Source organism: Pseudomonas sp. Soil_N_39 (genome assembly GCF_057655955.1).
Map to the genome: position 1 here is coordinate 83,806 of NZ_JBDGLI010000004.1, position 25,691 is coordinate 109,496.

A 25,691-nucleotide genomic window follows, 5' to 3' on the forward strand; every position below is an offset into this window, starting at 1 on the left:
ATGAGTGTCTTGAAAAAGGACGCGATTCTATCAGGCCCGGGCGCGCAAGGCTAAAGAGAAGGACGGATCAGCGTCAGACTGTGGTGGTGGCCGTCCAGATAATCGTCGATGCAGCGGATGATCAGCTCGCTGCGCCAGTGCTCGCGCTGTTCGAGCAGTTCGTCGCGGCTCAGCCATCTGGCGCCGAGGATGCCGTCGTCCAGTTGATACTCAGGGTGGTGTTTCAAGGCCTTGGCGGCGAAACAGACCCGCTGGTACGTCACGCCGTTGCTGGGGGCGGTGTACAGATAAATGCCCACCACGCCGGTGGGCTCGACGTCCCAGCCGGTTTCTTCCAGGGTTTCGCGCACGGCGGCTTCGATCAGCGTTTCGTTGGGGTCCAGGTGTCCGGCGGGCTGGTTGAGTACAGCGCGTCCGCCTTTGGATTCTTCCACCATCAGGAAGCGGCCGTGGTCTTCGACGATGGTGGCGACGGTGATGTGGGGTTGCCAGTCCATGGGGTCTCTATTTTCAGATTGGAATATGGGCCACTGGGGGAGCGAGCTTGCTCGCGATGGCGGTGGATCAGTCGATATTAAATGAATGATGGATCGCCGTCCCGAGCAAGGGCCCCTACAGGCAATTACGTCCTCCTTTTCAGCGAGGCTGGTCTTGAACGTAAATTGCAGTAGCCCTTCGCAGGCCTGTGCGGGTTCTGATCATCCTTAAAGAGCAATGCATATCGCATTCGGAAATGGTTTGTTGCTGAGTGAGAAGTCTCGGATGTCACAAAGCTTGCTCGTAAATGATTCGATTGTCATGGTGACCTGTTTTTTTGATGCGTCGTGGTCAAATTTGACGATGGCGGTTGCCTCCGAAAATCCATCTTTTATCGTCAGGGTTGTGACTCCTGGTGGATAACCCTTTTCCGGTGTGAGGTAGCAGTCGGTAGATGCCCCAGCTCGTTTGTCAACTTTGTGCATTTCACCTGGAGGGAACTCTTGGTATACATCGCAGCCCGAGAAATAGAGGTTGACATTGAATAGCAGCGAGAATTTATCTGTGTTTTTGATAACGACTTGTGAGGCCTTTTTTTGCGGAGCAGGATGCACGGGGTCGTTTGAAGCATATTGAAGGACCTGATCGTCAGTCTGGGCCTCGAGTCGCCTGTTGGTCTTATCTGTCTTTCGGTCGGCCTTTGTACCTGGCTCACGCATTTCAAGCTGAATTTTCATGGAGAAGTCATCGAAAATCCAAGGATTGGCCGTGACGCTAGCACCTGGAGAATTGGTTGAATAGGTGACCTGGTTTCCAAATTTGTTCAAATTGAATCTGTATTCGGCATGTGCGCTTTTAAATAGAAGCTCTTGGGAAGCTGTGATGTAGTTGTATCTCTGTCCGTGGTCGTTGTGGCGAACATCTGTAGAGCAGTAAAGGGTATACGTATCGGTGAATTCATCTACTTTAGGATATTCAAAAGGCTCGCCCTGGCCCTCTCTCTTGTATAGGGCGGGAGAGCCTAGCAGCTGTTGATTGTCGATATTTGCAATGCTGAAAGGCATTTGAGCGGTCATAGTAATTTGCGCATTCTTCTTCACAATGTGGACCCTCAGTGTATGAGCTGGGTGCTGAGTTTTAAGCATGTGTTGCTCGCTGAAAAACTCAAACCCTGGACAAGGATTGCTATCGCTACGTAGCGGATTCAGCAACCCGGTTTCGCTCCGCTTGAGGTCGCTACATCTTTAGGTAATCAGGATGACACCTGATCCGACGCTCTCTCGTTCTCTTGCCGAGACATCCCGCATCCCAAAAGGCTGAAAGGAGCGTGTTTGGGTCACGCCGGGGCCTTCAATCTTCATGGTCTATTTCATGCGCCTTCAGTGAAGAGGGCGTACTTAGAACGATGCTGTCAAGCCTAGGCTGCCTCCTGATTCTGTCAAGCTGATGCCGCGCACAGGAACAATGCCCCTATCTTGCTATGCGTTGGCCGCCACCCGTCTGCCGTTGCATCCACGTCATCTGAAAACGGCCTTGGTCCTCAGCGAGGGGGGGGGGCGGTAATGTGGGATTGCCAGTTCATGGGGGCCTTTATTTCTCAGATTGGAATTGGGCCATTGTGGGAGCGAGCTTGCTCGCGATAGCGGTGGGTCAGTCGATAATGAATGACCACTCGCCGTCCCGAGCAAGTCCCGCAGGCGGGTGCAAGATCCGGAGATCCTTAAAGCGCGATACATATCGCATTGGGAAAGTATTGTTCGAGGTATGAAAAGTCTCGGATGTCACACAGTCTGCTGGTGAACGATTTGATGGTCACGGTTACCTGTTTATTGAATGTGTCGTGATCGAACTCGACGACAGCCGTTGCTTCCGAGAACCCGTCTTTTATAGTAAGAATTGTGATGCCAGGGGGATAGCCCTTGTCCGGTGTGAGGTAGTAATCGGTGGCCGCGCTGGGATTGCCCTCGCCGTGTCGGTCAACCTTTTTTATTTTTTCTGGCGGATATTCTTGGTATACATCGCAGCCCGAAAAATAGAGATTTACATTGGATAAAAAAGAAAATCTATCCGTGTCTGCGATAACGATTTGTGACACCTTTTTTTTAGGAGCGGGATGCACAGGGTCCCCTGTAGAACATTGAATGATCTGACCGTTGAGCTGAACTTCGTACTCCCTGTTGGACTCATCTATTTTATGGTCGACGGGATCATCTGGTTTACGCATCGTAAGTTCAATCACGCGTAGAAAATCATCGAAGATCCAATAAAAAGCTTCGACGGAGGCGCCCGGTGAGCTGGTTGAGTAGGTGACTTGGTTTCCGAATTTGTTCGCATTGAATCTGTATTCGGCAGATGCGCTTTTAAACAGTAATTCATGGGAGGCGGTGGCGTAGCTGTATCTCTGGCCATGGTCATTGGTGCGAACATCTGTAGAGTATCTTCCACCCGAAGAGCTAAGCTTATTTATTTCGCGATATGCAAAGGGTTCGTTGTCGCGATCTCTAGCATATAGGGTTGGGGAAACTGTCAGCTCCAGAAAGCTCCAGTTCCCAATAGAGAAGTGCCGTTGAGCAGGTATGGTTACTTGCGCTTTTTTTTTCATTAGGTGTTTCCTCAATGTGCGCGAGTCAGGTGATGAGTTGTCAGCGCTTGTTGTTCGTTGAAAAAACTCAAACCTTGTACACGGATTGCTATCGCTACGTAGGCGATTTCAGCAACCCGGTTTCGCTCCACTTGAGGTCGACACTGCTGCAGGCCCTTCCAGTTTCAGAATGACACCTGATCCGACGCTCTCTCGTTCTCTTGCCGAGACATCCCGCATCCCAAAAGGTGAAAGGAGCGTGTTTGGGTCACGCCGGGGCCTTCAGCCTTCATGGTCTATTTCATGCGCCTTCAGTGAAGAGGGCGTACTTAGAACGATGCCATTGAGCCTAGGCTGCCTCCTGACGCTGTCAAGCAGTCTCTCTAACGCACGGTCCGTGGACAGCAAGTGTCCTCGATTCAATAGTCAAGCACGGTCAACTGTGGGAGCGAGCTTGCTCGCGATAGCGGTGGGTCAGTCAATATCAATGTTGAATGCTACATCGCTATCGCGAGCAAGCTCGCTCCCACAGGGTCGGGTTCTGTCTGATGAATGGTGTAAATGCCGGAAACACAAACCCCGGCACAAGGCCGGGGTTCGTGGTGCTTCCTTACAACTTTATACCAGCGCAGCGATCGCCGCGTTGAAGGTGTTGCTTGGGCGCATGGCCTTGCTGGTCAGCTCCGGGTTGGCGAAGTAGTAACCGCCGATGTCCACGGGCTTGCCTTGGACGGCATTGAGTTCGGCAACGATTTTTTCTTCGTTGTCGGTCAATGTCTTGGCCAGGGTCGCGAACTGGGCCTTGAGGGCTGCGTCGTCGTCCTGGGCGGCCAGTGCCTGAGCCCAGAACAGGGTCAGGTAGAAGTGGCTGCCGCGGTTGTCGATGCCGCCGACCTTGCGCGATGGCGATTTGTTGCGGTCCAGGAACTCACCGGTAGCCTGGTCCAGGGTCTTGGCCAGCACCAGGGCTTTCGGGTTGTTGTAGGTCACACCCAGGTGCTCGAGGGACGCGGCCAGGGCCAGGAACTCGCCCAGGGAATCCCAGCGCAGGAAGTTTTCTTCCAGCAGCTGCTGGACGTGCTTGGGTGCCGAGCCGCCGGCGCCGGTTTCGAACAGGCCGCCGCCGTTCATCAGCGGCACGATCGACAGCATCTTGGCGCTGGTGCCCAGTTCCATGATCGGGAACAGGTCGGTCAGGTAGTCACGCAGCACGTTGCCGGTCACCGAGATGGTGTCCTTGCCTTCGCGGGTGCGGCCCAGGGTGAACTTCATCGCGTCGACCGGCGACATGATGCGGATGTCCAGGCCGCTGGTGTCGTGGTCCTTCAGGTAGGTCTGGACTTTCTCGATGACCACGCCGTCGTGGGCGCGCATCGGGTCCAGCCAGAAGATCGCCGGGGTGCTGCTGGCGCGGGCACGGTTGACGGCCAGTTTGACCCAATCCTGGATCGGCGCGTCCTTGGTCTGGCACATGCGGAAGATATCGCCAGCCTCGACGTTCTGCTCCAGCAGAGTGCGGCCGTTGCTGTCGGAAACGCGCACCACGCCGTTGACCTTGATCTGGAAGGTCTTGTCGTGGGAACCGTATTCCTCGGCTTTCTTGGCCATCAGGCCAACGTTCGGCACGCTGCCCATGGTGGTTGGGTCGAAGGCGCCGTGTTGCTTGCAGTCTTCGATCACCGCCTGGTAGATGGTGGCGTAGCAGCGATCCGGGATCACAGCCTTGGTGTCGTGCAACTGGCCATCGGTGCCCCACATCTTGCCGGAGTCACGAATCATGGCCGGCATCGAGGCGTCGACGATCACGTCGCTCGGCACGTGCAGGTTGGTGATGCCTTTGTCGGAGTTGACCATCGCCAGGGATGGGCGCGCCGCGTAGACCGCCTGGATGTCGGCTTCGATCTGCGCCTGCTGCTCGGCCGGCAGGGCCTTGATGCGGGCGTACAGGTCGCCGATGCCGTTGTTCAGGTTGAAGCCGATCTGCTCCAGCACTTGAGCGTGCTTGGCCAAGGCGTCTTTATAGAACTCGGCAACGATCTGGCCGAACATGATCGGGTCGGAGACCTTCATCATGGTGGCCTTGAGGTGAACCGACAGCAGCACGCCTTTTTGCTTGGCGTCTTCGATTTCAGCGGCGATGAAGTCGCGCAGGGCGTTTTTGCTCATCACTGCGCAGTCGAGGATCTCACCGGCTTGTACGGTGGTTTTTTCCTTCAGGACAGTGGCGGTGCCGTCCTGGGCGATCAGCTCGATTTTCACGCTGCCGGCGGCGTCGATCAGGGCGGCTTTTTCGCTGCCGTAGAAATCGCCGGTGCTCATGTGGGCCACGTGGGACTTGGAGTCCGCGGCCCAGGCGCCCATCTTGTGCGGGTGCTTGCGAGCGTAGTTCTTGACCGACAGCGGCGCGCGACGGTCGGAGTTGCCTTCGCGCAGGACCGGGTTCACGGCGCTGCCCTTGACCTTGTCGTAACGGGCGCGTGCATCTTTCTCGGCATCGCTGGTCACGGTTTCCGGGTAGTCCGGCAGTGCGTAGCCCTGGGCCTGCAATTCCTTGATCGCGGCCTGCAGTTGCGGCACCGAGGCGCTGATGTTCGGCAGCTTGATGATGTTGGCTTCTGGCGTAACGGCCAGGTCGCCCAGTTCGGCGAGGTGGTCGGCTACGGCTTTGTCACCCAGTTGCTCGGGGAAGCTGGCCAGGATGCGCCCCGCGAGGGAGATATCGCGGGTTTCCACGGCGATATCGGCCGAAGCGGTAAAGGCTTCGACGATCGGCAGCAGCGAATAGGTGGCGAGGGCAGGCGCTTCGTCGGTGAAGGTGTAGATGATCTTCGAGCGGGTGGGCATATTCGGATTAACTCTCTTCTTTGCTAAAGCATGCGCAGAAACTCGAGGGGCGCCGGGTAAGCGCGTTCGTTCAAAGTCATCCGTGAGCCGAATGTCGAGGTTTCTTCGCGGTGATGTTGGGTGCATCAGTCGAGCGTCAAGCGGTCGGGCCGCGGTAACGGTCCGGCTTTTAAGTTGGCGGAAAGTCCTGTGATAGAGCCGTCAGCCGTCGTGACCCTGTGGTCAGCGGCGGCATTATACATAGGTAGCTGGCGATCTGCCGATGGTTCATAGACTTCCGTACACGTCCATTGGTCTAAACGTCGCAGTACCCCTGGGGCAAACTATGCTCATGTTTGGCGCTTTTCCCTTGGTTTTCGCAGGTTGTACGCGGCGAAGTGCAAGACTTTGCCGCTGATGGGCCTAACGTAGGGTTTGCGCGCCGATTCAACTGGGGTACGCTCGAACGCAGCCAGATGTTCAATCCAAGCAATGGAGTTCAGCATGGGGTATCAAAAGATTCAGGTTCCAGCCGTCGGTGACAAAATCACCGTCAATGCAGACCATTCTCTTAATGTTCCCGACAACCCGATCATCCCCTTCATCGAAGGCGACGGCATTGGCGTCGATATCAGTCCGGTCATGATCAAGGTTGTGGACGCTGCGGTTCAGAAGGCCTATGGCGGCAAGCGCAAGATTTCCTGGATGGAAGTCTATGCCGGTGAGAAAGCGACCCAGGTCTACGACCAGGATACCTGGCTGCCCCAGGAAACCCTGGACGCGGTCAAGGACTACGTGGTGTCCATCAAGGGCCCGCTGACCACGCCGGTCGGTGGCGGTATCCGTTCGTTGAACGTAGCGCTGCGCCAGCAGCTCGACCTGTATGTCTGCCTGCGCCCGGTGCGCTGGTTCGAAGGCGTGCCAAGCCCGGTCAAGAAGCCTGGCGACGTGGACATGACGATCTTCCGTGAGAACTCCGAGGATATCTACGCCGGCATCGAGTGGAAGGCCGGTTCGGCCGAAGCCACCAAGGTCATCAAGTTCCTGAAAGAAGAAATGGGCGTGACCAAGATCCGTTTCGACGAGGATTGCGGCATCGGCGTCAAGCCGGTTTCCAAGCAGGGCACCAAGCGCCTGGCTCGCAAGGCCCTGCAATATGTGGTCGACAACGATCGCGATTCGCTGACCATCGTGCATAAAGGCAACATCATGAAGTTCACCGAAGGTGCCTTCAAGGAATGGGCCTACGAAGTGGCGGCCGAAGAGTTCGGTGCGACCCTGCTCGACGGCGGGCCGTGGATGCAGTTCAAGAACCCGCGGACCGGCAAGAACGTCATCGTCAAGGACGCCATCGCCGATGCGATGTTGCAGCAGATCCTGTTGCGTCCGGCTGAATATGACGTGATCGCCACCCTGAACCTGAACGGTGACTACCTGTCCGACGCCTTGGCGGCGGAAGTGGGCGGTATCGGCATCGCGCCGGGCGCCAACCTGTCCGACACCGTGGCGATGTTCGAGGCCACCCACGGTACTGCGCCCAAGTATGCCGGCAAAGACCAGGTCAACCCGGGCTCGCTGATCCTGTCGGCGGAAATGATGCTGCGCCACATGGGTTGGACCGAAGCGGCCGACCTGATCATCAAGGGCACCAATGGCGCGATTTCGGCCAAGACCGTGACCTATGACTTCGAACGGCTGATGGAGGGCGCCAAGCTGGTGTCGTCCTCGGGCTTCGGTGATGCCCTGATCTCGCACATGTAAGCGAATCGGCGCTCAGCGCGAATGCCCGGCTAGAGTGATCGAGCCGGGCATTTTCATATCATGCAGGGCGGTGATGATCGGTCAATGGGGCTCGGTGACCCTGGCATGGGTATGAACAAGGGGGGCGGCGTCTTCGACGACGATTACCTTGATGTTGGTGGCGTGCAGGCCCTTGGGTCCCTGGATGACTTCGCAAGTCACCGGCTGCCCGGCTTTCAGGGTTTTATAGCCCTCCATCTGGATGGTTGAGTAATGGGCGAAAAGGTCTTCATCCACCCCGTCGACGATAACGAAACCAAAGCCCTTGGCGTTGTTGAACCATTTAACCCTGCCATTCTTGACGAGCGACATAACCCATTTCCCTCTGCAACGCACTCCATCACTGGAGTATCATCCAGTCCATCCGCAGGCTAATCTTGTTAACAGGATAGATTCCACGGACCTTTTTAACCCACGATGGGCTCTATTGGTTGTAACACCGTTTTCCCGATAGTCAAGGTGGCTCCGGTGGTCGTGGTTGAAATCGCCCACAAGCGCCCCCATCACTGTATTCGCCAACTAAACGAACCTTTCTTTCCATGCATGCAGTCAGCCAGATTCGACTAACATTCAATCAGGATCGCCCGGATCTACACGACGACGATTCCGCAGGCATTGCTGTTCAGGAAGCAAAGCCCGCATTACAGGCGCCACCGATGTACAAGGTGGTTTTGTTCAACGATGACTACACACCGATGGATTTCGTCGTCGAAGTGCTCGAGGTGTTTTTTAACCTGAATCGTGAGCTGGCGACCAAGGTCATGCTGGCCGTCCATACAGAGGGACGGGCAGTATGTGGAGTGTTTACCCGCGACATCGCCGAGACGAAGGCCATGCAGGTCAACCAGTACGCCCGGGAAAGCCAGCATCCGCTACTCTGTGAAATCGAGAAGGACGGTTAACGCCGACCACTTGGGTATGAGGTGAAGCTATGTTAAACCGCGAGCTCGAAGTCACCCTCAATCTTGCCTTCAAGGAGGCTCGTTCGAAGCGTCATGAATTCATGACTGTCGAACACCTGCTGCTGGCCCTATTGGATAACGAGGCTGCCGCCACCGTTTTGCGTGCCTGCGGCGCGAACCTCGATAAACTCAAGCATGATCTGCAGGAGTTCATCGACTCCACCACGCCATTGATCCCCGTGCATGACGAGGATCGCGAAACCCAGCCAACCCTGGGCTTCCAGCGTGTCCTGCAGCGTGCTGTCTTCCACGTACAGAGCTCGGGCAAGCGTGAAGTCACCGGCGCCAACGTGCTGGTTGCCATCTTCAGCGAGCAGGAAAGCCAAGCGGTGTTCCTGCTCAAGCAGCAGAGCGTTGCGCGTATCGATGTCGTCAACTACATCGCCCATGGCATCTCCAAGGTGCCGGGGCATGGCGATCATTCCGAGGGTGAGCAGGATATGCAGGACGACGAGGGCGGTGAGTCTTCTTCTTCAGGCAACCCATTGGATGCCTATGCCAGCAACCTGAACGAACTGGCGCGCCAGGGGCGGATCGATCCGCTGGTCGGGCGCGAGGCGGAAGTCGAGCGCGTGGCCCAGATCCTGGCCCGACGTCGCAAGAACAACCCATTGCTGGTGGGCGAGGCGGGCGTGGGCAAGACCGCGATTGCCGAAGGCCTGGCCAAGCGCATCGTCGACAACCAGGTGCCGGACCTGCTGGCCAACAGCGTGGTGTATTCCCTTGACCTGGGTGCCTTGCTGGCCGGTACCAAATACCGCGGTGATTTCGAGAAGCGCTTCAAGGCGTTGCTCGGCGAACTGAAAAAACGTCCGCAGGCGATCCTGTTCATCGACGAAATCCACACCATCATCGGTGCCGGGGCGGCGTCGGGCGGGGTCATGGATGCGTCGAACCTGCTCAAGCCGCTGCTGTCCTCGGGTGATATCCGTTGCATCGGCTCGACCACGTTCCAGGAATTCCGCGGGATCTTCGAGAAAGACCGTGCCTTGGCTCGGCGTTTCCAGAAGGTCGATGTGTCGGAGCCTTCGGTGGAAGACACCATTGGCATCCTGCGCGGCCTGAAAGGACGATTCGAGCTGCACCACAACATCGAATACAGCGATGAAGCCCTGCGCGCGGCGGCTGAACTGGCCTCGCGCTACATCAACGATCGGCACATGCCGGACAAGGCCATCGACGTCATCGACGAAGCGGGTGCCTACCAGCGCCTGCAACCCGTGGAGAAACGCGTCAAGCGTATCGAAGTGCCTCAGGTCGAGGATATCGTGGCGAAAATCGCGCGGATTCCGCCCAAGCACGTCACCAGTTCCGACAAGGAACTGCTGCGTAACCTGGAGCGTGACCTGAAGCTGACGGTGTTCGGCCAGGATGCGGCCATCGACTCGCTGTCGACCGCCATCAAGCTGTCCCGCGCCGGTCTCAAGTCGCCGGACAAGCCGGTGGGCTCGTTCCTGTTCGCCGGTCCTACCGGTGTCGGCAAGACCGAGGCGGCGCGGCAATTGGCCAAGGCGATGGGCATCGAGCTGGTGCGCTTCGACATGTCCGAGTACATGGAGCGCCACACCGTGTCGCGTCTGATCGGTGCGCCTCCGGGCTATGTCGGTTTCGACCAGGGCGGCCTGTTGACCGAAGCCATCACCAAGCAACCGCACTGCGTATTGCTGCTCGACGAGATCGAGAAGGCGCATCCGGAAGTCTTCAATCTGCTCCTGCAGGTGATGGACCACGGTACGCTGACCGATAACAACGGGCGCAAGGCGGATTTCCGCAACGTGATCGTCATCATGACCACGAACGCCGGTGCCGAAACCGCGGCTCGCGCTTCGATCGGTTTCACCCATCAGGACCACTCGTCCGATGCGATGGAAGTGATCAAGAAGAGCTTCACGCCTGAGTTCCGCAATCGCCTGGACACCATTATCCAGTTCGGTCGCCTCAGCCATGAAGTCATCAAGAGCGTGGTGGACAAGTTCCTTACCGAACTTCAGGCGCAACTCGAAGACAAGCGTGTGTTGCTGGAGGTGACCGATGCGGCCCGCAGTTGGCTGGCCGAAGGCGGTTACGATGTAACGATGGGCGCGCGGCCGATGGCTCGCTTGATCCAGGACAAGATCAAGCGTCCACTGGCGGAGGAGATCCTCTTTGGCGAGCTGGCCGAACATGGCGGTGTGGTTCACATCGACATCAAGGACGGCGAACTGACCTTCGACTTCGAAACCACGGCCGAAATGGCCTGACCGTTAATAGCAATAAAGCAAAAGGCGCCGAAAGGCGCCTTTTTGCTGTTCCAGACTCACGCCAATCGCCCCCTTGTGGGGGCGAGCTTGCTCGCGATGGCGGCGGCACACTCAGCATCGATGCAAGCTGACCCACCGCTATCGCGAGCAAACTCGCTCACAGTTTGTTTGGGTAAGGCACAAGATTGGCGTTCTACCGCCAAGTCCCTGTGGGAGCCGAGCTTGCTCGCGATGGCGTCGGTTCAGTCGACATCGATGTTGTCTGATGCTCCGCTATCGCGAGCAAGCTTAGCTCCCACAAACAAAAACGCCCGGCATCAGCCGGGCGTCTTGTATTGACTTGTTAGCGAGCGCGGTAAGTGATGCGCCCTTTGCTCAAGTCATAGGGCGTCAGCTCGACGCGCACTTTGTCACCGGTAAGAATACGAATGTAGTTCTTGCGCATCTTGCCGGAGATATGCGCGGTTACGACGTGCCCATTTTCCAACTCCACACGAAACATGGTGTTGGGCAGGGTGTCGACGACAGTGCCTTCCATTTCGAAGCTGTCTTCTTTCGACATGCAGTAAAGCCCTCGGTATCCAGTGAATGGCCCGGTGCAACTGCGCCAGGCAAAAGCGGCGTGCATTGTGCCCGAAAAAGGGGGGGCAAGCCAAGGGGTTCTAGCTTTTAAGCCGAAGGGTTCTAACTCAGGACGACCCATCGCTGGTTAATCAGCAATTCAATCGGGCGATATTGGGTCTTGTAGTTCATTTTCTTGCAGTTCTTGATCCAGTAGCCCAAGTACACCGCTTCCAGTCCCAGGCGCCGGGCTTCGTTGATTTGCCAGAGAATGGCAAAGCGCCCCAGGCTGCGCCGTTCTTCTTCCGGCTCATAGAAGGTGTACACCGCTGAAAGGCCGTTGGGCAGCAGGTCCGTCACGGCGATGGCGACCAGTCGCCCCTCCAGCCGGAACTCATAGAAGCGGGAAAACGGCAGGTCACGCACCAGGAACGTCGAGAACTGATCCCGACTGGGCGGGTACATGTCGCCGTCGGCGTGGCGTTGTTCGATGTAGCGTTGGTACAGGTCGAAGTATTCTTCGGTGAACTGCGGCTTGGCTGGGCGGACCTGAAGGTCGGCGTTGCGCTTGAAAATGCGTTTCTGCTGGCGATTGGGTAAAAATTGCGCCACGGGAATGCGCGCCGGGACGCAAGCGTTGCAGTGTTGGCAATGGGGCCGATAAAGGTGATCGCCGCTACGACGAAAGCCCATTTCCGACAGGTCTGCGTAGACATGCACATCCATGGGCTGGCTAGGGTCGAGGAACAGCGTCGTGGCCTGCTCCTCCGGCAGGTAACTGCAAGAGTGGGGCTGAGTGGCATAGAACTTCAAACGCGCCAACTCGGTCATGATCGACCCTCGGGATAAGCTTTGAATTTAATTGTAAGCCAGGAGCGCGAATGTCGCTCAGCAAACCCATGTCGCATGGTTGGGTTGGTCCAGATGTGCCTTTAGATAATCGGCAAATTCACTGCGTGGGATCGACCGTGCACCCAGGCTGTGCAGGTGCTCGGTGGGCATCTGGCAGTCGATCAGCACGAAACCGGCGGCCTTGAGGTGTTGGACCAGAGTGGCGAAGCCGAATTTCGACGCATTGTCGGCCCGGCTGAACATGGACTCGCCAAAGAACAGCTGCCCCATGGCCAAGCCATACAAGCCGCCCACCAGCACCCCCTGGTCCCAGACTTCCACCGAATGGGCAAAGCCGCGTCGGTGCAGTTCCAGATAAGCGGTTTGCATGGCGTCGGTGATCCACGTGCCGTCGGCATAGTCCCGCGGCGCGGCGCAGGCCTGGATGACCGCGGCAAAATCCCGATCGAACGTCACTTTATAGCGCTGCTTGCGCAACAGTTTGCCCAGGCTGCGGGATACATGCAGTTCGTCGGGAAACAACACCGTGCGTGGGTCCGGCGACCACCACAGGATCGGTTGCCCCTCGGAAAACCACGGGAAGCAGCCGTGGCGATAGGCCTGGATCAGCCGGTCGGCGGATAGATCGCCACCGGCGGCCAATAATCCGTTGGGATCGCGCATGGCTTTTGCCAGTGGCGGGAATTCGAGGCTGTTGCGTTGTAACCAAGTCAGCATGAGTGTCCGGCTTGTAGAAGGGGAGGGCGGCGGATGCGGGTCTCGCCCGTCAGCGAGTACCCGCCGGGAAGGTTAACCGTCAAACGGCAGGGATGTCATCGAGATACTTCTCCGCGTCGAGTGCGGCCATGCAGCCGGCGCCGGCGGAGGTGATCGCCTGGCGATAGACATGGTCGGCCACATCACCTGCGGCGAATACGCCCTCGATAGCGGTCGCGGTGGCGTTGCCTTCGCTGCCGCCGCGCACGAGCAGGTAGCCGTCGCGCATCGTCAACTGGCCCTGGAACAGATCGGTGTTGGGTTTATGGCCGATGGCAATGAACACCCCGGCGAGGGACAAGGTGCTGGTTTCGCCGGTCTCGCTGTGCCGCAGGCGCGCGCCGGTCACGCCGCTGGCGTCGCCCAGGACTTCATCCAGGTTCTGGTTCCAGTGCAGCTTGATATTGCCGCTGGTGGCCTTTTCGAAGAGTTTGTCCTGGAGGATTTTCTCGGCGCGCAGCTTGTCGCGGCGGTGGATCAGGTGCACTTCCCTGGCGATGTTCGACAGGTACAGGGCTTCCTCGACCGCGGTATTGCCGCCGCCGACCACCGCCACCACCTGGTTGCGATAGAAAAAACCATCGCAGGTCGCGCACGCGGAAACCCCTTTGCCGGCGAAGCTTTCTTCCGAGGGCAGCCCCAGGTACTGGGCCGAGGCGCCGGTGGCAATGATCAGCGCATCACAGGTGTAGGTACCGCTGTCGCCGATCAATTCAAACGGGCGCTGCTGCAACTTGGCCGTGTGAACATGGTCGTAGACGATCTGCGTGTCGAAACGCTCGGCGTGCCGCTGCATGCGCTCCATCAGAACCGGGCCGGTCAGGCCTTCGACATCGCCGGGCCAGTTATCGACTTCCACGGTGGTGGTGAGCTGGCCACCGGCCTGCACGCCAGTAATGACTACGGGTTTGAGGTTGGCGCGGGCGGCATAGACCGCCGCGCTGTACCCCGCGGGGCCGGAACCGAGAATGATCAGGCGTGAATGCTTCACTTCGCTCATAAAAAACACCTCATAAGCCTTTGTCACAAAAGAGAATGCATGGTCCAATTGGCGCTTGTGCACCCTGTATCCGGCGATGCTGTCACTCAGCGAGCGGGCAATGCCTTGGCGTCGACAAACCCGTACAATGCTTGGGTTTTGAACGCAGGATGGGCTAAAGATCAAATTTTCGGCCACGCCTGCAGTTTTCTGGATGCACCTCACAGTGGTAAAAGTAGTACCGGTTGTGCACATTCACTTTTTTACCTGCTCGTCATGGGCAGTTTTTTATAGTCATTCAACAGATGGACGCGCCATTGGCGCAGGAAAAGAAGCGTTTTGAAGAAATCCACCGCATCACCTAAACCAGTCGTTCCGCTCTGGCGCCAGCAATTGCACTACCGGCTCAAGGAAGGTGCATTGATCGCCATCGGTGCCCTGTGCCTGTTCCTGATGATGGCCCTGCTGACCTACGGCAAGGACGATCCGGGCTGGAGCCATAACAGCAAGATCGACGACGTGCAGAATTTCGGCGGTCCGGCCGGTTCCTACAGCGCCGACATCCTGTTCATGGTGCTGGGCTATTTCGCCTACATTTTCCCGTTGCTGCTGGCGATCAAGGCCTACCAGATCTTCCGTCAGCGCCATGAACCGTGGCAGTGGAGCGGCTGGCTGTTCTCCTGGCGCCTGATCGGCCTGGTGTTCCTGGTGCTGTCGGGGGCCGCGCTGGCCCATATCCATTTCCATGCGCCCACCGGCTTGCCGGCCGGGGCGGGCGGGGCGCTGGGGGAAAGCCTCGGCGACCTGGCCAGGAACGCCCTGAACATCCAGGGCAGCACGTTGTTGTTCATCGCCCTGTTCCTGTTCGGCCTGACGGTATTCACCGACCTGTCCTGGTTCAAGGTCATGGACGTCACCGGCAAGATCACCCTCGACCTGATCGAACTGATCCAGGGCGCCATGAACCGCTGGTGGGCGGCGCGCACCGAGCGTAAGCAACTGGTGGCGCAACTGCGTGAAGTCGACGACCGGGTCCACGACGTGGTGGCCCCGACGACGCCGGACAAGCGCGAGCAGGCCAAGGTCAAGGAGCGCCTGATCGAGCGTGAGCAGGCGTTGAGCAAGCACATGTCCGAGCGCGAGAAGCAGGTGCCGCCGGTCATCACCATGGCCCCGGCCAAGCCGCCGGAGCAAAGCAAGCGCGTACAGAAAGAGAAACAAGCGCCGCTGTTCGTCGACAGTGCGGTGGAAGGCACCTTGCCGCCGATCTCGATCCTGGACCCGGCCGAGAAGAAACAGCTCAACTATTCCCCTGAATCCCTGGCGGCCGTCGGCCATTTGCTGGAGATCAAGCTCAAGGAGTTCGGCGTCGAGGTGTCGGTGGACTCGATCCACCCGGGCCCGGTGATTACCCGCTACGAAATCCAGCCGGCCGCCGGCGTGAAGGTCAGTCGCATCGCCAACCTGGCGAAGGACCTGGCGCGTTCCCTGGCCGTGACCAGCGTGCGGGTGGTGGAAGTGATTCCCGGCAAGACCACCGTGGGTATCGAGATTCCCAACGAAGACCGGCAGATCGTGCGCTTCTCTGAAGTGCTGTCGACGCCTGAGTATGACAACCACAAATCGCCGGTCACCCTGGCCCTGGGCCATGACATCGGCGGCAAGCCGGTCATCACCGACCTGGCGAAGATGCCCCACCTGCTGGTGGCCGGTACTACCGGTTCCGGTAAGTCGGTGGGGGTGAACGCGATGATCCTGTCGATTCTGTTCAAGTCTGGCCCGGAAGACGCCAAGCTGATCATGATCGACCCGAAAATGCTCGAACTGTCGATCTACGAAGGCATTCCGCACCTGCTGTGCCCGGTGGTCACCGACATGAAGGACGCCGCTAACGCCTTGCGCTGGAGCGTCGCCGAGATGGAGCGCCGTTACAAGCTGATGGCGAAGATGGGCGTGCGCAACCTGTCGGGCTTCAACGCCAAGGTCAAGGAAGCCGAAGAGGCCGGTACGCCATTGAGCGATCCGTTGTATCACCGCGAAAATATCCACGATGAAGCGCCGCTGCTGCACAAGTTGCCGACCATCGTGGTGGTGGTGGACGAATTCGCCGACATGATGATGATCGTCGGCAAGAAGGTCGAAGAGCTGATCGCCCGTATCGCCCAGAAGGCTCGGGCGGCCGGTATCCACTTGATTCTCGCCACGCAGCGGCCGTCGGTGGACGTGATCACCGGCCTGATCAAGGCGAACATCCCGACCCGAATGGCGTTCCAGGTGTCGAGCAAGATCGACTCGCGGACCATCATTGACCAGGGCGGCGCCGAGCAGTTGCTCGGTCATGGTGACATGCTCTACATGCCGCCGGGTACCAGCCTGCCGATCCGTGTCCACGGTGCATTCGTTTCCGACGACGAAGTGCACCGCGTGGTGGAGGCCTGGAAGTTGCGCGGCGCCCCTGAATATAACGACGATATCCTCAACGGTGTCGAAGAAGCCGGCAGCGGTTTCGAGGGCAGCAGTGGCGGCGGTGACGACGATGCTGAAACCGATGCGCTCTATGACGAAGCGGTGCAGTTCGTCCTGGAGAGCCGCCGGGCCTCGATTTCCGCCGTTCAGCGCAAGCTGAAGATCGGCTACAACCGCGCCGCCCGCATGATCGAAGCCATGGAAATGGCCGGGGTGGTGACGGCCATGAACACCAACGGCTCGCGCGAAGTACTGGCGCCGGGCCCGATGCGCGACTAATGACCCGGGCGGCCTGCTGAAGCGCCGCTCGACCCTCCACGACTTCATGAGGACTCCCATGCGCCTGATTCGCATGTTGCTGTTGCCCGTACTGACCCTGACCACCTTGTCGGCCCACGCCGATGAAAAGGACGTGGCCCGCCTGACCCAGTTGCTGGAGCGTTCCCAGACCCTGACGGCACGCTTTTCCCAACTGACCCTCGACGGCAGCGGCACCCAGTTGCAGGAAACTGCCGGCGACATGGCCCTGCAGCGTCCAGGCCTGTTTTACTGGCACACCGATGCACCGGCCGAACAACTGATGGTTTCCGACGGCAAGAAAGTCTCGCTGTGGGACCCGGACCTGGAGCAGGTCACCATCAAGACCCTCGACCAGCGCCTGACCCAGACCCCGGCATTGCTGCTCTCCGGTGACGTTTCCAAGATCAGCCAGAGCTTCGACATCAGCTCCAAAGAGGCGGGCGGCGTGATTGACTTCACCCTCAAGCCCAAGACCAAGGACAGCCTGTTCGACAGCCTGCGCCTGTCGTTCCGCAATGGCCTTGTCAACGACATGCAACTGATCGACAGTGTCGGCCAGCGCACCAATATCCTGTTCACCGGGGTCAAGGCCAACGAGCCGATCGCCGCGTCCAAGTTCAAGTTCGACATCCCCAAGGGTGCGGATGTGATCCAGGAATAAACAAAGCCCGGTGGGAAAAGGCTGTGGGAAATGGTCTGTGGGAGCAGATCTGTGGGAGCAAGGCTTGCCCGCAATACAGACACACCTCGGTGCATCTGATAGACCGAGGCGATGCAATCGCGGGCAAGCCTTGCTCCCACAGACCACTTCCCACAGATCTGCTCCGGCAGAGAGGATCGGCACCAGGACCCAGTGGAGGTTGCACAAGTAGTGATGGACCTGTTTCGAAGCGCCCCGATTGCCCAGCCATTGGCCGCCCGCCTGCGCGCGACCAACCTGGATGAGTACGTCGGCCAGGAACATGTGCTCGCCCGCGGCAAGCCCCTGCGCGAAGCGCTGGAGCAGGGCGCGCTGCATTCGATGATCTTCTGGGGCCCGCCGGGCGTGGGCAAGACCACCCTGGCGCGACTGCTGGCGGAAGTCTCGGACGCCCACTTCGAAACGGTGTCGGCGGTGCTGGCCGGGGTCAAGGAGATCCGCCAGGCGGTGGAAGTGGCCAAGCAGCAGGCCGGCCAGTACGGCAAACGCACCATCCTGTTCGTCGACGAAGTGCACCGCTTCAACAAATCCCAGCAGGACGCCTTCCTGCCCTACGTCGAAGACGGCACGCTGATTTTCATCGGCGCCACCACTGAAAATCCTTCGTTCGAACTCAACAACGCCTTGCTCTCGCGGGCGCGGGTCTATGTGCTCAAGAGTCTCGACGAAACGGCGATGCGTAAGCTGGTGCACCGTGCGCTGACCGAGGAACGCGGCCTGGGCAAGCGGCAGTTGAGCCTTAGCGATGAAGGCTTCCAGATCCTGTTTTCCGCCGCCGATGGCGATGGCCGGCGCTTGCTCAACCTGCTCGAAAACGCCTCGGACCTGGCCGAAGACGACAGTGAGATTGGCGTCGAACTGCTGCAAAGCCTGTTGGGCGATACCCGCCGGCGTTTCGACAAGGGCGGCGAGGCGTTCTACGACCAGATTTCGGCGCTGCACAAATCCATCCGTGGCTCCAACCCCGACGCGGCCTTGTACTGGTTTGCGCGCATGATCGACGGCGGCTGCGATCCCCTGTACCTGGCGCGCCGGGTGGTGCGCATGGCCAGCGAAGACATCGGCAACGCCGACCCCCGGGCCCTGAGCCTGTGCCTGGCGGCGTGGGACGTGCAGGAGCGCCTCGGCAGCCCGGAAGGTGAGCTCGCCGTGGCCCAGGCCATCACTTACCTGGCCTGCGCGCCGAAGAGCAATGCGGTGTACATGGGCTTCAAGGCGGCGATGCGCAGCGCCACCGAGCACGGTTCCCTCGAAGTGCCGCTGCACCTGCGCAACGCGCCGACCAAGCTCATGAAGCAGTTGGGCTATGGCGAAGAATACCGTTACGCCCACGACGAGCCGGACGCTTATGCCGCCGGCGAAGACTATTTTCCTGATGAACTTGAACCCCAGCGCTTCTATCAGCCGGTGCCTCGTGGCCTTGAGCTGAAGATCGGCGAGAAGCTCAACCACTTGGCGCAACTGGACCGCTTGAGTCCACGGCAGCGGAGAAAACCTTGATCCCCTTGATACTGGCTGTTTCCGCTGGCGGCGTCGCCGGCACGTTACTGCGTTTCGCCACGGGCAACTGGATCAACGCAAATTGGCCCCGGCACTTCTATACCGCGACGCTGGCCGTTAATATCGTGGGCTGTCTGCTGATCGGCGTTCTATACGGTCTGTTTTTGATTCGCCCGGAAGTGCCCATCGAGGTACGCGCGGGGCTGATGGTCGGCTTTCTCGGCGGCCTGACGACTTTTTCATCCTTTTCACTGGATACGGTGCGCCTGCTGGAAAGCGGGCAGGTGCCGCTGGCCCTGGGCTATGCGGCCATCAGCGTATTCGGCGGGCTGCTCGCCACGTGGGCCGGCCTGTCCCTGACCAAACTTTGATAACGAGAGACCGACATGCTCGATTCCAAACTGTTACGTAGCAACCTTCAGGACGTAGCGGACCGCCTGGCTTCCCGTGGCTTTGCCCTGGACGTCGCGCGCATCGAAGCGCTGGAAGAACAGCGCAAGACCGTCCAGACCCGCACCGAAGCCCTGCAGGCTGAACGTAACGCGCGCTCCAAGTCCATCGGTCAGGCCAAGCAGCGTGGCGAAGACATCGCGCCGCTGATGGCCGATGTCGAGCGCATGGCGGGCGAATTGAGTGCCGGCAAGGTCGAGCTGGACGCGATCCAGACCGAGCTGGATTCGATCCTGCTGGGCATCCCGAACCTGCCTCACGAATCGGTGCCAGTCGGTGCAGACGAAGACGGCAACGTCGAAGTGCGCCGCTGGGGCACGCCGACAACCTTCGATTTCCCGGTGCAGGACCACGTGGCCCTGGGCGAGAAGTTCGGTTGGCTCGACTTCGAAACCGCCGCCAAGCTGTCGGGCGCCCGTTTCGCCCTGCTGCGTGGGCCGATCGCCCGTCTGCATCGGGCCCTGGCGCAGTTCATGATCAACCTGCACGTCACTGAGCATGGCTACGAAGAAGCCTACACGCCGTACCTGGTCCAGGCCCCGGCGCTGCAAGGCACCGGCCAGTTGCCCAAGTTCGAGGAAGACCTGTTCAAGATCAGCCGCGACGGCGAGGCTGACCTGTACCTGATCCCGACCGCCGAAGTCTCGCTGACCAACATCGTCGCTGGCGAGATCGTCGACGCCAAGCAACTGCCGATCAAGTTCGTCGCCCACACGCCGTGCTTCCGCAGTGAAGCCGGGGCGTCGGGCCGTGATACCCGCGGCATGATCCGCCAGCACCAGTTCGACAAAGTCGAGATGGTCCAGATTGTCGAGCCTTCGAAGTCCATGGAAGCCCTGGAAAGCCTGACCGCCAACGCCGAGAAAGTCTTGCAACTGCTGGAACTGCCGTATCGCACCCTGGCGCTGTGCACCGGCGACATGGGCTTCAGCGCGGTCAAGACCTACGACCTGGAAGTCTGGATCCCGAGCCAGGACAAATACCGCGAGATTTCCTCGTGCTCCAACTGCGGCGACTTCCAGGCCCGCCGCATGCAGGCGCGTTTCCGCAACCCGGAAACCGGCAAGCCGGAACTGGTCCACACCCTCAACGGTTCCGGCCTGGCGGTGGGCCGGACCTTGGTGGCAGTGCTGGAAAACTACCAGCAGGCCGACGGTTCGATCCGGGTACCCGAGGTGTTGAAACCCTACATGGGCGGCATCGAGGTCATCGGCTAAATGGACTATTTGCCACTGTTCCACAACCTGCGCGGCAGCCGCGTGCTGGTGGTTGGCGGCGGGGAGATTGCCTTGCGCAAGTCCCGCCTGCTGGCCGATGCCGGCGCGTTGCTGCGGGTGGTCGCACCCGACATCGAACCGCAGTTGCGGGAGCTGGTCAGTGGCAGCGGCGGCGAGTGTGTCCAGCGCGGTTACCTCGAGACGGATCTGGACGGGTGCGGGCTGATCATTGCCGCCACCGACGACGAACCGCTCAATGCCCAGGTCTCGGCCGACGCCCACAAGCGTTGCGTGCCGGTCAACGTGGTGGACGCGCCGGCCCTGTGCAGCGTGATCTTTCCGGCGATTGTCGACCGCTCTCCATTAGTGATCGCGGTGTCCAGCGGCGGGGATGCGCCGGTGCTGGCGCGGCTGATCCGGGCCAAGCTGGAAACCTGGATTCCATCGACCTACGGGCAACTGGCCGGGCTGGCGGCGCGCTTTCGCAATCAGGTCAAGCAACTGTTTCCCGATGTCCAGCAGCGCCGGGCGTTTTGGGAAGAGGTGTTCCAAGGCCCTATCGCCGACCGCCAACTGGCCGGGCAGGGCGGCGAAGCCGAGCGCTTGCTGCGGGAAAAGATCGACGGCCAGGCGCCGAACGCGCCGGGCGAAGTCTACTTGGTGGGAGCCGGGCCGGGGGATCCGGACCTGCTGACCTTCCGCGCCTTGCGCTTGATGCAGCAGGCGGACGTGGTGCTGTACGACCGCCTGGTGGCACCGGCAATCCTCGAACTGTGCCGGCGCGACGCTGAACGCATCTACGTCGGCAAGCGCCGCGCCGACCACGCCGTACCCCAGGATCAGATCAACCAGCAATTGGTGGACCTGGCCCGCCAGGGCAAGCGTGTGGTGCGATTGAAGGGCGGCGATCCGTTCATCTTCGGCCGTGGTGGCGAGGAGATCGAAGAGCTGGCGGCCCATGGCATCCCGTTCCAGGTCGTCCCGGGCATCACCGCCGCCAGTGGTTGCGCGGCCTACGCCGGGATCCCGCTGACCCATCGCGACTACGCCCAGTCGGTGCGTTTCATCACTGGCCATCTCAAGGACGGCACCAGCGACTTGCCGTGGGCAGACTTGGTGTCGCCGGCGCAGACGCTGGTGTTCTACATGGGCTTGGTCGGCTTGCCGATGATCTGCAACGAGCTGATCAAGCACGGTCGCGCGGCGGATACGCCGGCGGCGTTGATCCAGCAGGGTACGACGTCCAACCAACGGGTGTTTACCGGCACTTTGGCGGACTTGCCACGGCTGGTGGCCGAGCACGAGGTGCATGCGCCGACGCTGGTGATCGTTGGGGAAGTGGTGCAACTGCGCGAGAAACTGGCGTGGTTTGAAGGGGCTCAGGGGCAGGTCTAGAAAGACCGTGTCGCCTCCAATCGCGAGCAAGCTCGCTCCCACAATTGATCGTGTTCAACCATGAATCTGCGGTTGCACACAGTCCACTGTGGGAGCGAGCTTGCTCGCGATGAGGCCCTCAAATACAGCGAAAATCCCGGATCAGCCCCTAACCCCACGCCAAATCCCTTTCCCACTCAACCTTTCCCGATCATGGGCGAGCGTAAAGTCCTGCTTCGGCCCCTTGGGCACGATCCCATTGGGGTTGATGGTCTTGTGGCTGCCGTAGTAATGGCCTTGGATGTGGGTGAAATCCACGGTCTCGGCAATGCCCGGCCACTGGTACAGCTCCCGCAGCCAGTTCGACAGGTTCGGATAATCGGCGATGCGCCGCAGGTTGCATTTGAAGTGACCGAAGTACACCGCGTCGAAGCGGATGATCGTGGTGAACAGGCGGATATCCGCCTCAGTCAGGTATTCGCCGGCCAAGTAGCGCTTGGTTGCCAGCAAGGCCTCCAGCCGGTCCAGTTCGGCGAATAAACCGTCGAATGCTTCTTCGTAGGCCGCTTGGGTCGTAGCGAATCCGGCCCGGTAGACACCGTTGTTCACCGCCGGGTAGATCCGCTCGTTCAGCGCGTCGATATCGCGGCGCAGGTGCTCGGGATACAGGTCCAGGTCGTTGCCGGTCAAGCCATCGAAGGCGCTGTTGAACATGCGGATGATTTCCGCCGATTCGTTGTTGACGATGCGCTGTTGCTGTTTGTCCCACAGCGCCGGCACGGTGACGCGACCAGTGTAGTCTGGCGTGTCGGCGGTGTAGCGCTGATGCAGGAATTGCAGATCGTCGAGTTTGTCGCCTGTGGAGCCGTGGGCCTTGTCGAAGGTCCAGCCATTTTCCAGCATCAGGTAGCTGACCACCGAGACATCGATCAAGTCTTCCAGGCCCTTGAGCTTGCGAAAGATCAGCGTGCGGTGGGCCCAGGGGCAGGCCAGGGAGACATACAAATGGTAGCGCCCGGCCTCGGCGGCAAACCCGCTCTCGCCCGAGGGGCCGGCACTGCCGTCGGCGGTGACCCAGTGACGGCGCTGCGCCTGTTCGCGCTGGAAGGTGCCGTCCTTGCTTTCATACCACTGGTCCTGCCAGCGGCCCTCGACTAACAAACCCATCTCGATCTCCTCGGCCAATAAACGTTGGAGGCGAGTCTATTCCGTTAGGTTCGAACTAAAAGCGCAAAGGTTGGGCGTTGATGATCGGTTAAATCGATCGGTCCCGGGCCTCCCAATACTGCCGGGCTTTGTCGAACGCTTCGTCGCGGGTATCGCCCAGGCCACGCAAGGCCAACGCCATGGTGGCGATCAGCGTCAATTGCGGATAACTGTCTTCGACGTCACCACGCCAGATCGCCTTCAAGTGCTCGGGGTCGAGGCTCTCCGGTTTGACGTGGCGCTGCTCGGCCAGGCGCGGCCATTCTTCGTCCCAACTGGCGCCGCCGGTGGTGCCGTACAGGTGGCTGTCGGCGTCCGGGTTGATCTCGATCTCGCCGCCGTCGCCCTTGATCACGATGGCAGTGTCACCGAGCAAGCCGCTGGCATCGCGATGCACAGCCTGGTAGCCCGGGTGGAAGATGCTTTGCAAGCCGCAACGGGCGGCCAGTGGGTTGAGAATCCGTGCCAGGGAATGGATCGGCGAGCGCAGGCCCAGGGTGTTGCGCAGGTCGATCATGCGCTGCATCTGCGGCGCCCAGTCCACCAGCGGCATGAAGGCCAGGCCGCCGTTGTCCAGCGCACTGCCGACCTGCTGCCAGTCCCGGCACAGTGGGATCTGCAACAGGCCCAGCAATTGTTCGGTGTAGAGGCGACCGGCGGTGTGGGCGCCGCCGCCGTGCATGAAAATCCGCACGCCGTTCTGCCCCAGGCACTTGGCCGCCAGCAGGTACCACGGCAAATGGCGCTTCTTGCCGGCGTAGGTCGGCCAGTCGAGGTCCACCGTCAACGTCGGGACCACCAGGCGTTCGCGCAGGGCTTCGGTGAAGCCGGCCATTTCCTCGGCGCTTTCTTCCTTGTGCCGCAGCAGCATCAGGAAGGCGCCCAGCTGGGTGTCCTCAACCTGTTCGTCGAGCACCATGCCCATGGCTTCGCGGGCCTCTTCGCGGGTCAGGTTGCGGGCGCCGCGCTTGCCTTTGCCAAGGATGCGCACGAATTGGGCGAACGGGTGTTCGGCCGGGGTCTCAAGGGTCAGTGCTGGAAAGTCGGTCATAAGCAATTCGTCGGTTTGGGCAGGCCCGCCAGCTTGGCGGCGAGTTTGGCGGGAGTGCCTTTGAACAATCGGTTCAGGTGCAGGCTGTTGCCTTTGTCCGCCCCCAGTTTCAGCGCCGTGTACTTGATCAGCGGCCGGGTCGCGGGGGAGAGCTGGAATTCGTCGTAGAAACCGCGCAGCAGTTCGAGGATCTCCCAGTGTTCGGGACTCAACTCGATGTCCTCGGCGGTGGCCAGGGCCGTGGCGACTTCGGCCGACCAGTCGTCCAGGTCGGCCAGGTAGCCGTCCTTGTCCAGCGCGATGGCGCGGTCGCCCACGTTCAGCGTGTTCATAGCCAGGTGTTGACCTTGTCGTGCTCGATCGATAGCTCGACGAAACCTGAGTAGTTGATGGCTTCGGCCCAGTCTGGCGTGTCCAGGGCGCGGGCCTGGAGGTCTTCGGCGAGCACGAACAGATTCACGCCGGCGGCCTGCAGCACTGCAAACGGTGGGCTGCCCGGCTGCAACGCATACGTCGCGTCGCCGCACAGCAGCAGCGCATCCTGATTGCCCAGCACCCGCAGGCAACTGGCGAGGCGGTTATCGCCGAAGGGCGAATGAGACAACACATGCAAAGTCGACATCAGAGGGTGATCACCTGGTCGTAACGGTCGATGAGCGCGGCGATGTCCGGCGCGTTCAGTACTTTCACCTCGCCCAGCGCCAGGGCAGCGCTGGCAACGCCACGTTCGGCGGCGCTGTCGGCGCAGAGGAACAGTTCCTCGACGCCGAACATCGGCAATGCCTGCAGGTTGGCGCTCAGGTCCTTTTGCTGGACTGCCTTGGCGTTTTGGCCGGCGCTGAGCTGGAACACCCCGTCATCGAGAAACAGCAGGCCGATGGGCAGGTCGAACGCCCCGCCGGCGAGGACGATGTCCAGCGCTTCACGGGCACCCGGGCCCGACCAGGGGGCCTGGCGGCTGATGAGCAATAAAGACTTGGCCATCACGCGCCTCCAAAACAGATCAAGCGGTCGGCGTCCTGGATCGCATCGTGCAACTGGCCCAGTCCGGACAAGGCCCAGGGCGCTTCGACGCTGGCCGCCGAACGCTGGTAGCGCTGGGCTTCTTCCTCGTTCAACACGCCACGACGCAACGCCGCCGCGATGCAGACCACGCCGTCGAGCTGGTTTTCGCTGACAAAGGCGCGCCATTGTTGGGGCAGGTCCTGTTCGTCCTGGGGCGTGACGACACTGGCGCAGGCGTTATAGACGCCGTCCTGATAGAAAAACAGCCGCACGATCTCATGCCCACCCGACAGCGCCGCTTGGGCAAACAACAAGGCACGGCGCGAGGAGGGCGCATGGGCGGCGGAAAACAGCGCAATGGCGAACTTCATGACAGACCCGATCAGCAAAA

Annotated in this window: 24 protein-coding genes; 9 read left to right on the forward strand and 15 right to left on the reverse strand. The window is 60.1% G+C overall.

Annotation, left to right across the window (positions count from 1 at the left end):
- Positions 1-50: 50 nt before the first annotated feature.
- From AC3A5O_RS07500 to AC3A5O_RS07515, 4 genes are all read right to left on the reverse strand, one after another.
- A complete protein-coding gene (locus AC3A5O_RS07500) occupies positions 51-497 on the reverse strand; it encodes an NUDIX hydrolase (RefSeq protein WP_122568507.1) in 447 nt (148 codons plus the stop codon).
- A gap of 207 nt (positions 498-704) precedes the next feature.
- On the reverse strand, positions 705-1,622 hold the full coding sequence (locus AC3A5O_RS07505; protein WP_487753024.1) for a hypothetical protein: 918 nt from the start codon (positions 1,620-1,622) through the stop codon (positions 705-707).
- Between the two features lie 575 nt (positions 1,623-2,197).
- On the reverse strand, positions 2,198-3,079 hold the full coding sequence (locus AC3A5O_RS07510) for a hypothetical protein (RefSeq protein ID WP_487753025.1): 882 nt from the start codon (positions 3,077-3,079) through the stop codon (positions 2,198-2,200).
- Between the two features lie 597 nt (positions 3,080-3,676).
- Positions 3,677-5,902, reverse strand: a complete 2,226-nt coding sequence (locus AC3A5O_RS07515) for an NADP-dependent isocitrate dehydrogenase (RefSeq protein WP_305490788.1) — start codon at positions 5,900-5,902, stop codon at positions 3,677-3,679.
- A 483-nt stretch (positions 5,903-6,385) separates the two neighbouring features.
- Between AC3A5O_RS07515 and icd the strand changes: the two genes are divergently transcribed.
- Positions 6,386-7,642: an NADP-dependent isocitrate dehydrogenase gene (gene icd / locus AC3A5O_RS07520; RefSeq protein WP_053123183.1), complete on the forward strand. Its 1,257-nt coding sequence runs from the start codon at positions 6,386-6,388 to the stop codon at positions 7,640-7,642.
- An 81-nt stretch (positions 7,643-7,723) separates the two neighbouring features.
- Here icd and cspD read toward each other — a convergent pair whose 3' ends face one another.
- Positions 7,724-7,993, reverse strand: a complete 270-nt coding sequence (cspD, locus tag AC3A5O_RS07525) for a cold shock domain-containing protein CspD (protein WP_122568512.1) — start codon at positions 7,991-7,993, stop codon at positions 7,724-7,726.
- Between the two features lie 227 nt (positions 7,994-8,220).
- Between cspD and clpS the strand changes: the two genes are divergently transcribed.
- The gene (gene clpS, locus AC3A5O_RS07530; RefSeq protein ID WP_003180089.1) at positions 8,221-8,583 is read left to right on the forward strand and encodes an ATP-dependent Clp protease adapter ClpS; all 363 of its coding nucleotides are present in this window, start codon (positions 8,221-8,223) and stop codon (positions 8,581-8,583) included.
- Positions 8,584-8,612: 29 nt separating this feature from the next.
- Entirely contained in the window at positions 8,613-10,883 is a 2,271-nt protein-coding gene (gene clpA / locus AC3A5O_RS07535; RefSeq protein WP_024616766.1) for an ATP-dependent Clp protease ATP-binding subunit ClpA, read from the forward strand.
- Positions 10,884-11,226: 343 nt separating this feature from the next.
- Here the strand turns inward: clpA and infA are convergent, their stop codons facing one another.
- The 4 genes from infA to trxB all read right to left on the reverse strand — a co-directional run bounded on the left by infA (position 11,227) and on the right by trxB (position 14,052).
- A complete protein-coding gene (gene infA, locus AC3A5O_RS07540; RefSeq protein ID WP_002553999.1) occupies positions 11,227-11,445 on the reverse strand; it encodes a translation initiation factor IF-1 in 219 nt (72 codons plus the stop codon).
- A gap of 122 nt (positions 11,446-11,567) precedes the next feature.
- On the reverse strand, positions 11,568-12,275 hold the full coding sequence (locus AC3A5O_RS07545) for an arginyltransferase (RefSeq protein WP_053123176.1): 708 nt from the start codon (positions 12,273-12,275) through the stop codon (positions 11,568-11,570).
- A 57-nt stretch (positions 12,276-12,332) separates the two neighbouring features.
- Positions 12,333-13,013: a leucyl/phenylalanyl-tRNA--protein transferase gene (gene aat, locus AC3A5O_RS07550; protein ID WP_305467617.1), complete on the reverse strand. Its 681-nt coding sequence runs from the start codon at positions 13,011-13,013 to the stop codon at positions 12,333-12,335.
- Between the two features lie 79 nt (positions 13,014-13,092).
- On the reverse strand, positions 13,093-14,052 hold the full coding sequence (gene trxB, locus AC3A5O_RS07555; RefSeq protein ID WP_122568515.1) for a thioredoxin-disulfide reductase: 960 nt from the start codon (positions 14,050-14,052) through the stop codon (positions 13,093-13,095).
- Between the two features lie 318 nt (positions 14,053-14,370).
- On the opposite strand from trxB, the gene ftsK reads away from it, so the two are divergent.
- The 6 genes from ftsK (at position 14,371) to cysG (ending at position 22,059) form a co-directional block, all read left to right on the forward strand.
- Positions 14,371-16,776 carry a DNA translocase FtsK gene (gene ftsK / locus AC3A5O_RS07560; RefSeq protein ID WP_122568516.1) on the forward strand — a complete coding sequence of 802 codons (2,406 nt, stop codon included), beginning with the start codon at positions 14,371-14,373 and terminating at the stop codon, positions 16,774-16,776.
- A 58-nt stretch (positions 16,777-16,834) separates the two neighbouring features.
- A complete protein-coding gene (gene lolA / locus AC3A5O_RS07565; RefSeq protein WP_305467615.1) occupies positions 16,835-17,458 on the forward strand; it encodes an outer membrane lipoprotein periplasmic chaperone LolA in 624 nt (207 codons plus the stop codon).
- Positions 17,459-17,671: 213 nt separating this feature from the next.
- Positions 17,672-18,997 carry a replication-associated recombination protein A gene (locus AC3A5O_RS07570; protein WP_122568519.1) on the forward strand — a complete coding sequence of 442 codons (1,326 nt, stop codon included), beginning with the start codon at positions 17,672-17,674 and terminating at the stop codon, positions 18,995-18,997.
- Positions 18,994-19,368: a fluoride efflux transporter CrcB gene (crcB, locus tag AC3A5O_RS07575; RefSeq protein WP_018608522.1), complete on the forward strand. Its 375-nt coding sequence runs from the start codon at positions 18,994-18,996 to the stop codon at positions 19,366-19,368. Before AC3A5O_RS07570 ends, crcB begins: the two co-directional genes overlap by 4 nt.
- A gap of 15 nt (positions 19,369-19,383) precedes the next feature.
- A complete protein-coding gene (gene serS, locus AC3A5O_RS07580) occupies positions 19,384-20,664 on the forward strand; it encodes a serine--tRNA ligase (RefSeq protein WP_122568520.1) in 1,281 nt (426 codons plus the stop codon).
- The gene (gene cysG, locus AC3A5O_RS07585) at positions 20,665-22,059 is read left to right on the forward strand and encodes a siroheme synthase CysG (RefSeq protein ID WP_305467612.1); all 1,395 of its coding nucleotides are present in this window, start codon (positions 20,665-20,667) and stop codon (positions 22,057-22,059) included. It begins immediately after the preceding gene.
- 141 nt (positions 22,060-22,200) lie between these two features.
- On the opposite strand, the gene AC3A5O_RS07590 is transcribed toward cysG, so the two are convergent.
- From AC3A5O_RS07590 to tusD, 6 genes are all read right to left on the reverse strand, one after another.
- Entirely contained in the window at positions 22,201-23,205 is a 1,005-nt protein-coding gene (locus AC3A5O_RS07590) for a glutathione S-transferase family protein (RefSeq protein WP_460082920.1), read from the reverse strand.
- A gap of 88 nt (positions 23,206-23,293) precedes the next feature.
- Positions 23,294-24,295: a glycosyl transferase family protein gene (locus AC3A5O_RS07595; RefSeq protein ID WP_487753026.1), complete on the reverse strand. Its 1,002-nt coding sequence runs from the start codon at positions 24,293-24,295 to the stop codon at positions 23,294-23,296.
- Positions 24,292-24,627 (reverse strand): TusE/DsrC/DsvC family sulfur relay protein, encoded by a 336-nt coding sequence (locus AC3A5O_RS07600; RefSeq protein WP_122568524.1) that lies wholly within the window; start codon positions 24,625-24,627, stop codon positions 24,292-24,294. Before AC3A5O_RS07600 ends, AC3A5O_RS07595 begins: the two co-directional genes overlap by 4 nt.
- On the reverse strand, positions 24,624-24,917 hold the full coding sequence (tusB, locus tag AC3A5O_RS07605; RefSeq protein WP_063320500.1) for a sulfurtransferase complex subunit TusB: 294 nt from the start codon (positions 24,915-24,917) through the stop codon (positions 24,624-24,626). The genes AC3A5O_RS07600 and tusB overlap by 4 nt, the downstream gene beginning before the upstream one ends.
- Complete coding sequence (tusC, locus tag AC3A5O_RS07610) at positions 24,917-25,279, reverse strand: sulfurtransferase complex subunit TusC (protein WP_122568525.1); 363 nt, start codon at positions 25,277-25,279, stop codon at positions 24,917-24,919. Before tusC ends, tusB begins: the two co-directional genes overlap by 1 nt.
- Positions 25,279-25,671 (reverse strand): sulfurtransferase complex subunit TusD, encoded by a 393-nt coding sequence (gene tusD / locus AC3A5O_RS07615; RefSeq protein WP_487753027.1) that lies wholly within the window; start codon positions 25,669-25,671, stop codon positions 25,279-25,281. Before tusD ends, tusC begins: the two co-directional genes overlap by 1 nt.
- Positions 25,672-25,691 lie beyond the last annotated feature (20 nt).

Excerpts from the sequence above, each read along its gene's own strand:
- tusC (WP_122568525.1), bottom strand. The coding sequence starts at position 25,279 with ATGGCCAAGTCTTTATTGCTCATCAGCCGCCAGGCCCCCTGGTCGGGC.
- AC3A5O_RS07590 (WP_460082920.1), bottom strand. The coding sequence starts at position 23,205 with ATGGGTTTGTTAGTCGAGGGCCGCTGGCAGGACCAGTGGTATGAAAGC.
- clpS (WP_003180089.1), top strand. The coding sequence starts at position 8,221 with ATGCATGCAGTCAGCCAGATTCGACTAACATTCAATCAGGATCGCCCG.
- aat (WP_305467617.1), bottom strand. The coding sequence starts at position 13,013 with ATGCTGACTTGGTTACAACGCAACAGCCTCGAATTCCCGCCACTGGCA.
- lolA (WP_305467615.1), top strand. The coding sequence starts at position 16,835 with ATGCGCCTGATTCGCATGTTGCTGTTGCCCGTACTGACCCTGACCACC.
- AC3A5O_RS07510 (WP_487753025.1), bottom strand. The coding sequence starts at position 3,079 with ATGAAAAAAAAAGCGCAAGTAACCATACCTGCTCAACGGCACTTCTCT.
- AC3A5O_RS07570 (WP_122568519.1), top strand. The coding sequence starts at position 17,672 with ATGGACCTGTTTCGAAGCGCCCCGATTGCCCAGCCATTGGCCGCCCGC.
- infA (WP_002553999.1), bottom strand. The coding sequence starts at position 11,445 with ATGTCGAAAGAAGACAGCTTCGAAATGGAAGGCACTGTCGTCGACACC.
- trxB (WP_122568515.1), bottom strand. The coding sequence starts at position 14,052 with ATGAGCGAAGTGAAGCATTCACGCCTGATCATTCTCGGTTCCGGCCCC.
- icd (WP_053123183.1), top strand. The coding sequence starts at position 6,386 with ATGGGGTATCAAAAGATTCAGGTTCCAGCCGTCGGTGACAAAATCACC.
- clpA (WP_024616766.1), top strand. The coding sequence starts at position 8,613 with ATGTTAAACCGCGAGCTCGAAGTCACCCTCAATCTTGCCTTCAAGGAG.
- AC3A5O_RS07500 (WP_122568507.1), bottom strand. The coding sequence starts at position 497 with ATGGACTGGCAACCCCACATCACCGTCGCCACCATCGTCGAAGACCAC.
- AC3A5O_RS07515 (WP_305490788.1), bottom strand. The coding sequence starts at position 5,902 with ATGCCCACCCGCTCGAAGATCATCTACACCTTCACCGACGAAGCGCCT.
- AC3A5O_RS07505 (WP_487753024.1), bottom strand. The coding sequence starts at position 1,622 with ATGCTTAAAACTCAGCACCCAGCTCATACACTGAGGGTCCACATTGTG.
- AC3A5O_RS07600 (WP_122568524.1), bottom strand. The coding sequence starts at position 24,627 with ATGAACACGCTGAACGTGGGCGACCGCGCCATCGCGCTGGACAAGGAC.
- AC3A5O_RS07545 (WP_053123176.1), bottom strand. The coding sequence starts at position 12,275 with ATGACCGAGTTGGCGCGTTTGAAGTTCTATGCCACTCAGCCCCACTCT.
- serS (WP_122568520.1), top strand. The coding sequence starts at position 19,384 with ATGCTCGATTCCAAACTGTTACGTAGCAACCTTCAGGACGTAGCGGAC.
- tusD (WP_487753027.1), bottom strand. The coding sequence starts at position 25,671 with ATGAAGTTCGCCATTGCGCTGTTTTCCGCCGCCCATGCGCCCTCCTCG.
- tusB (WP_063320500.1), bottom strand. The coding sequence starts at position 24,917 with ATGTCGACTTTGCATGTGTTGTCTCATTCGCCCTTCGGCGATAACCGC.
- cspD (WP_122568512.1), bottom strand. The coding sequence starts at position 7,993 with ATGTCGCTCGTCAAGAATGGCAGGGTTAAATGGTTCAACAACGCCAAG.
- cysG (WP_305467612.1), top strand. The coding sequence starts at position 20,665 with ATGGACTATTTGCCACTGTTCCACAACCTGCGCGGCAGCCGCGTGCTG.
- AC3A5O_RS07595 (WP_487753026.1), bottom strand. The coding sequence starts at position 24,295 with ATGACCGACTTTCCAGCACTGACCCTTGAGACCCCGGCCGAACACCCG.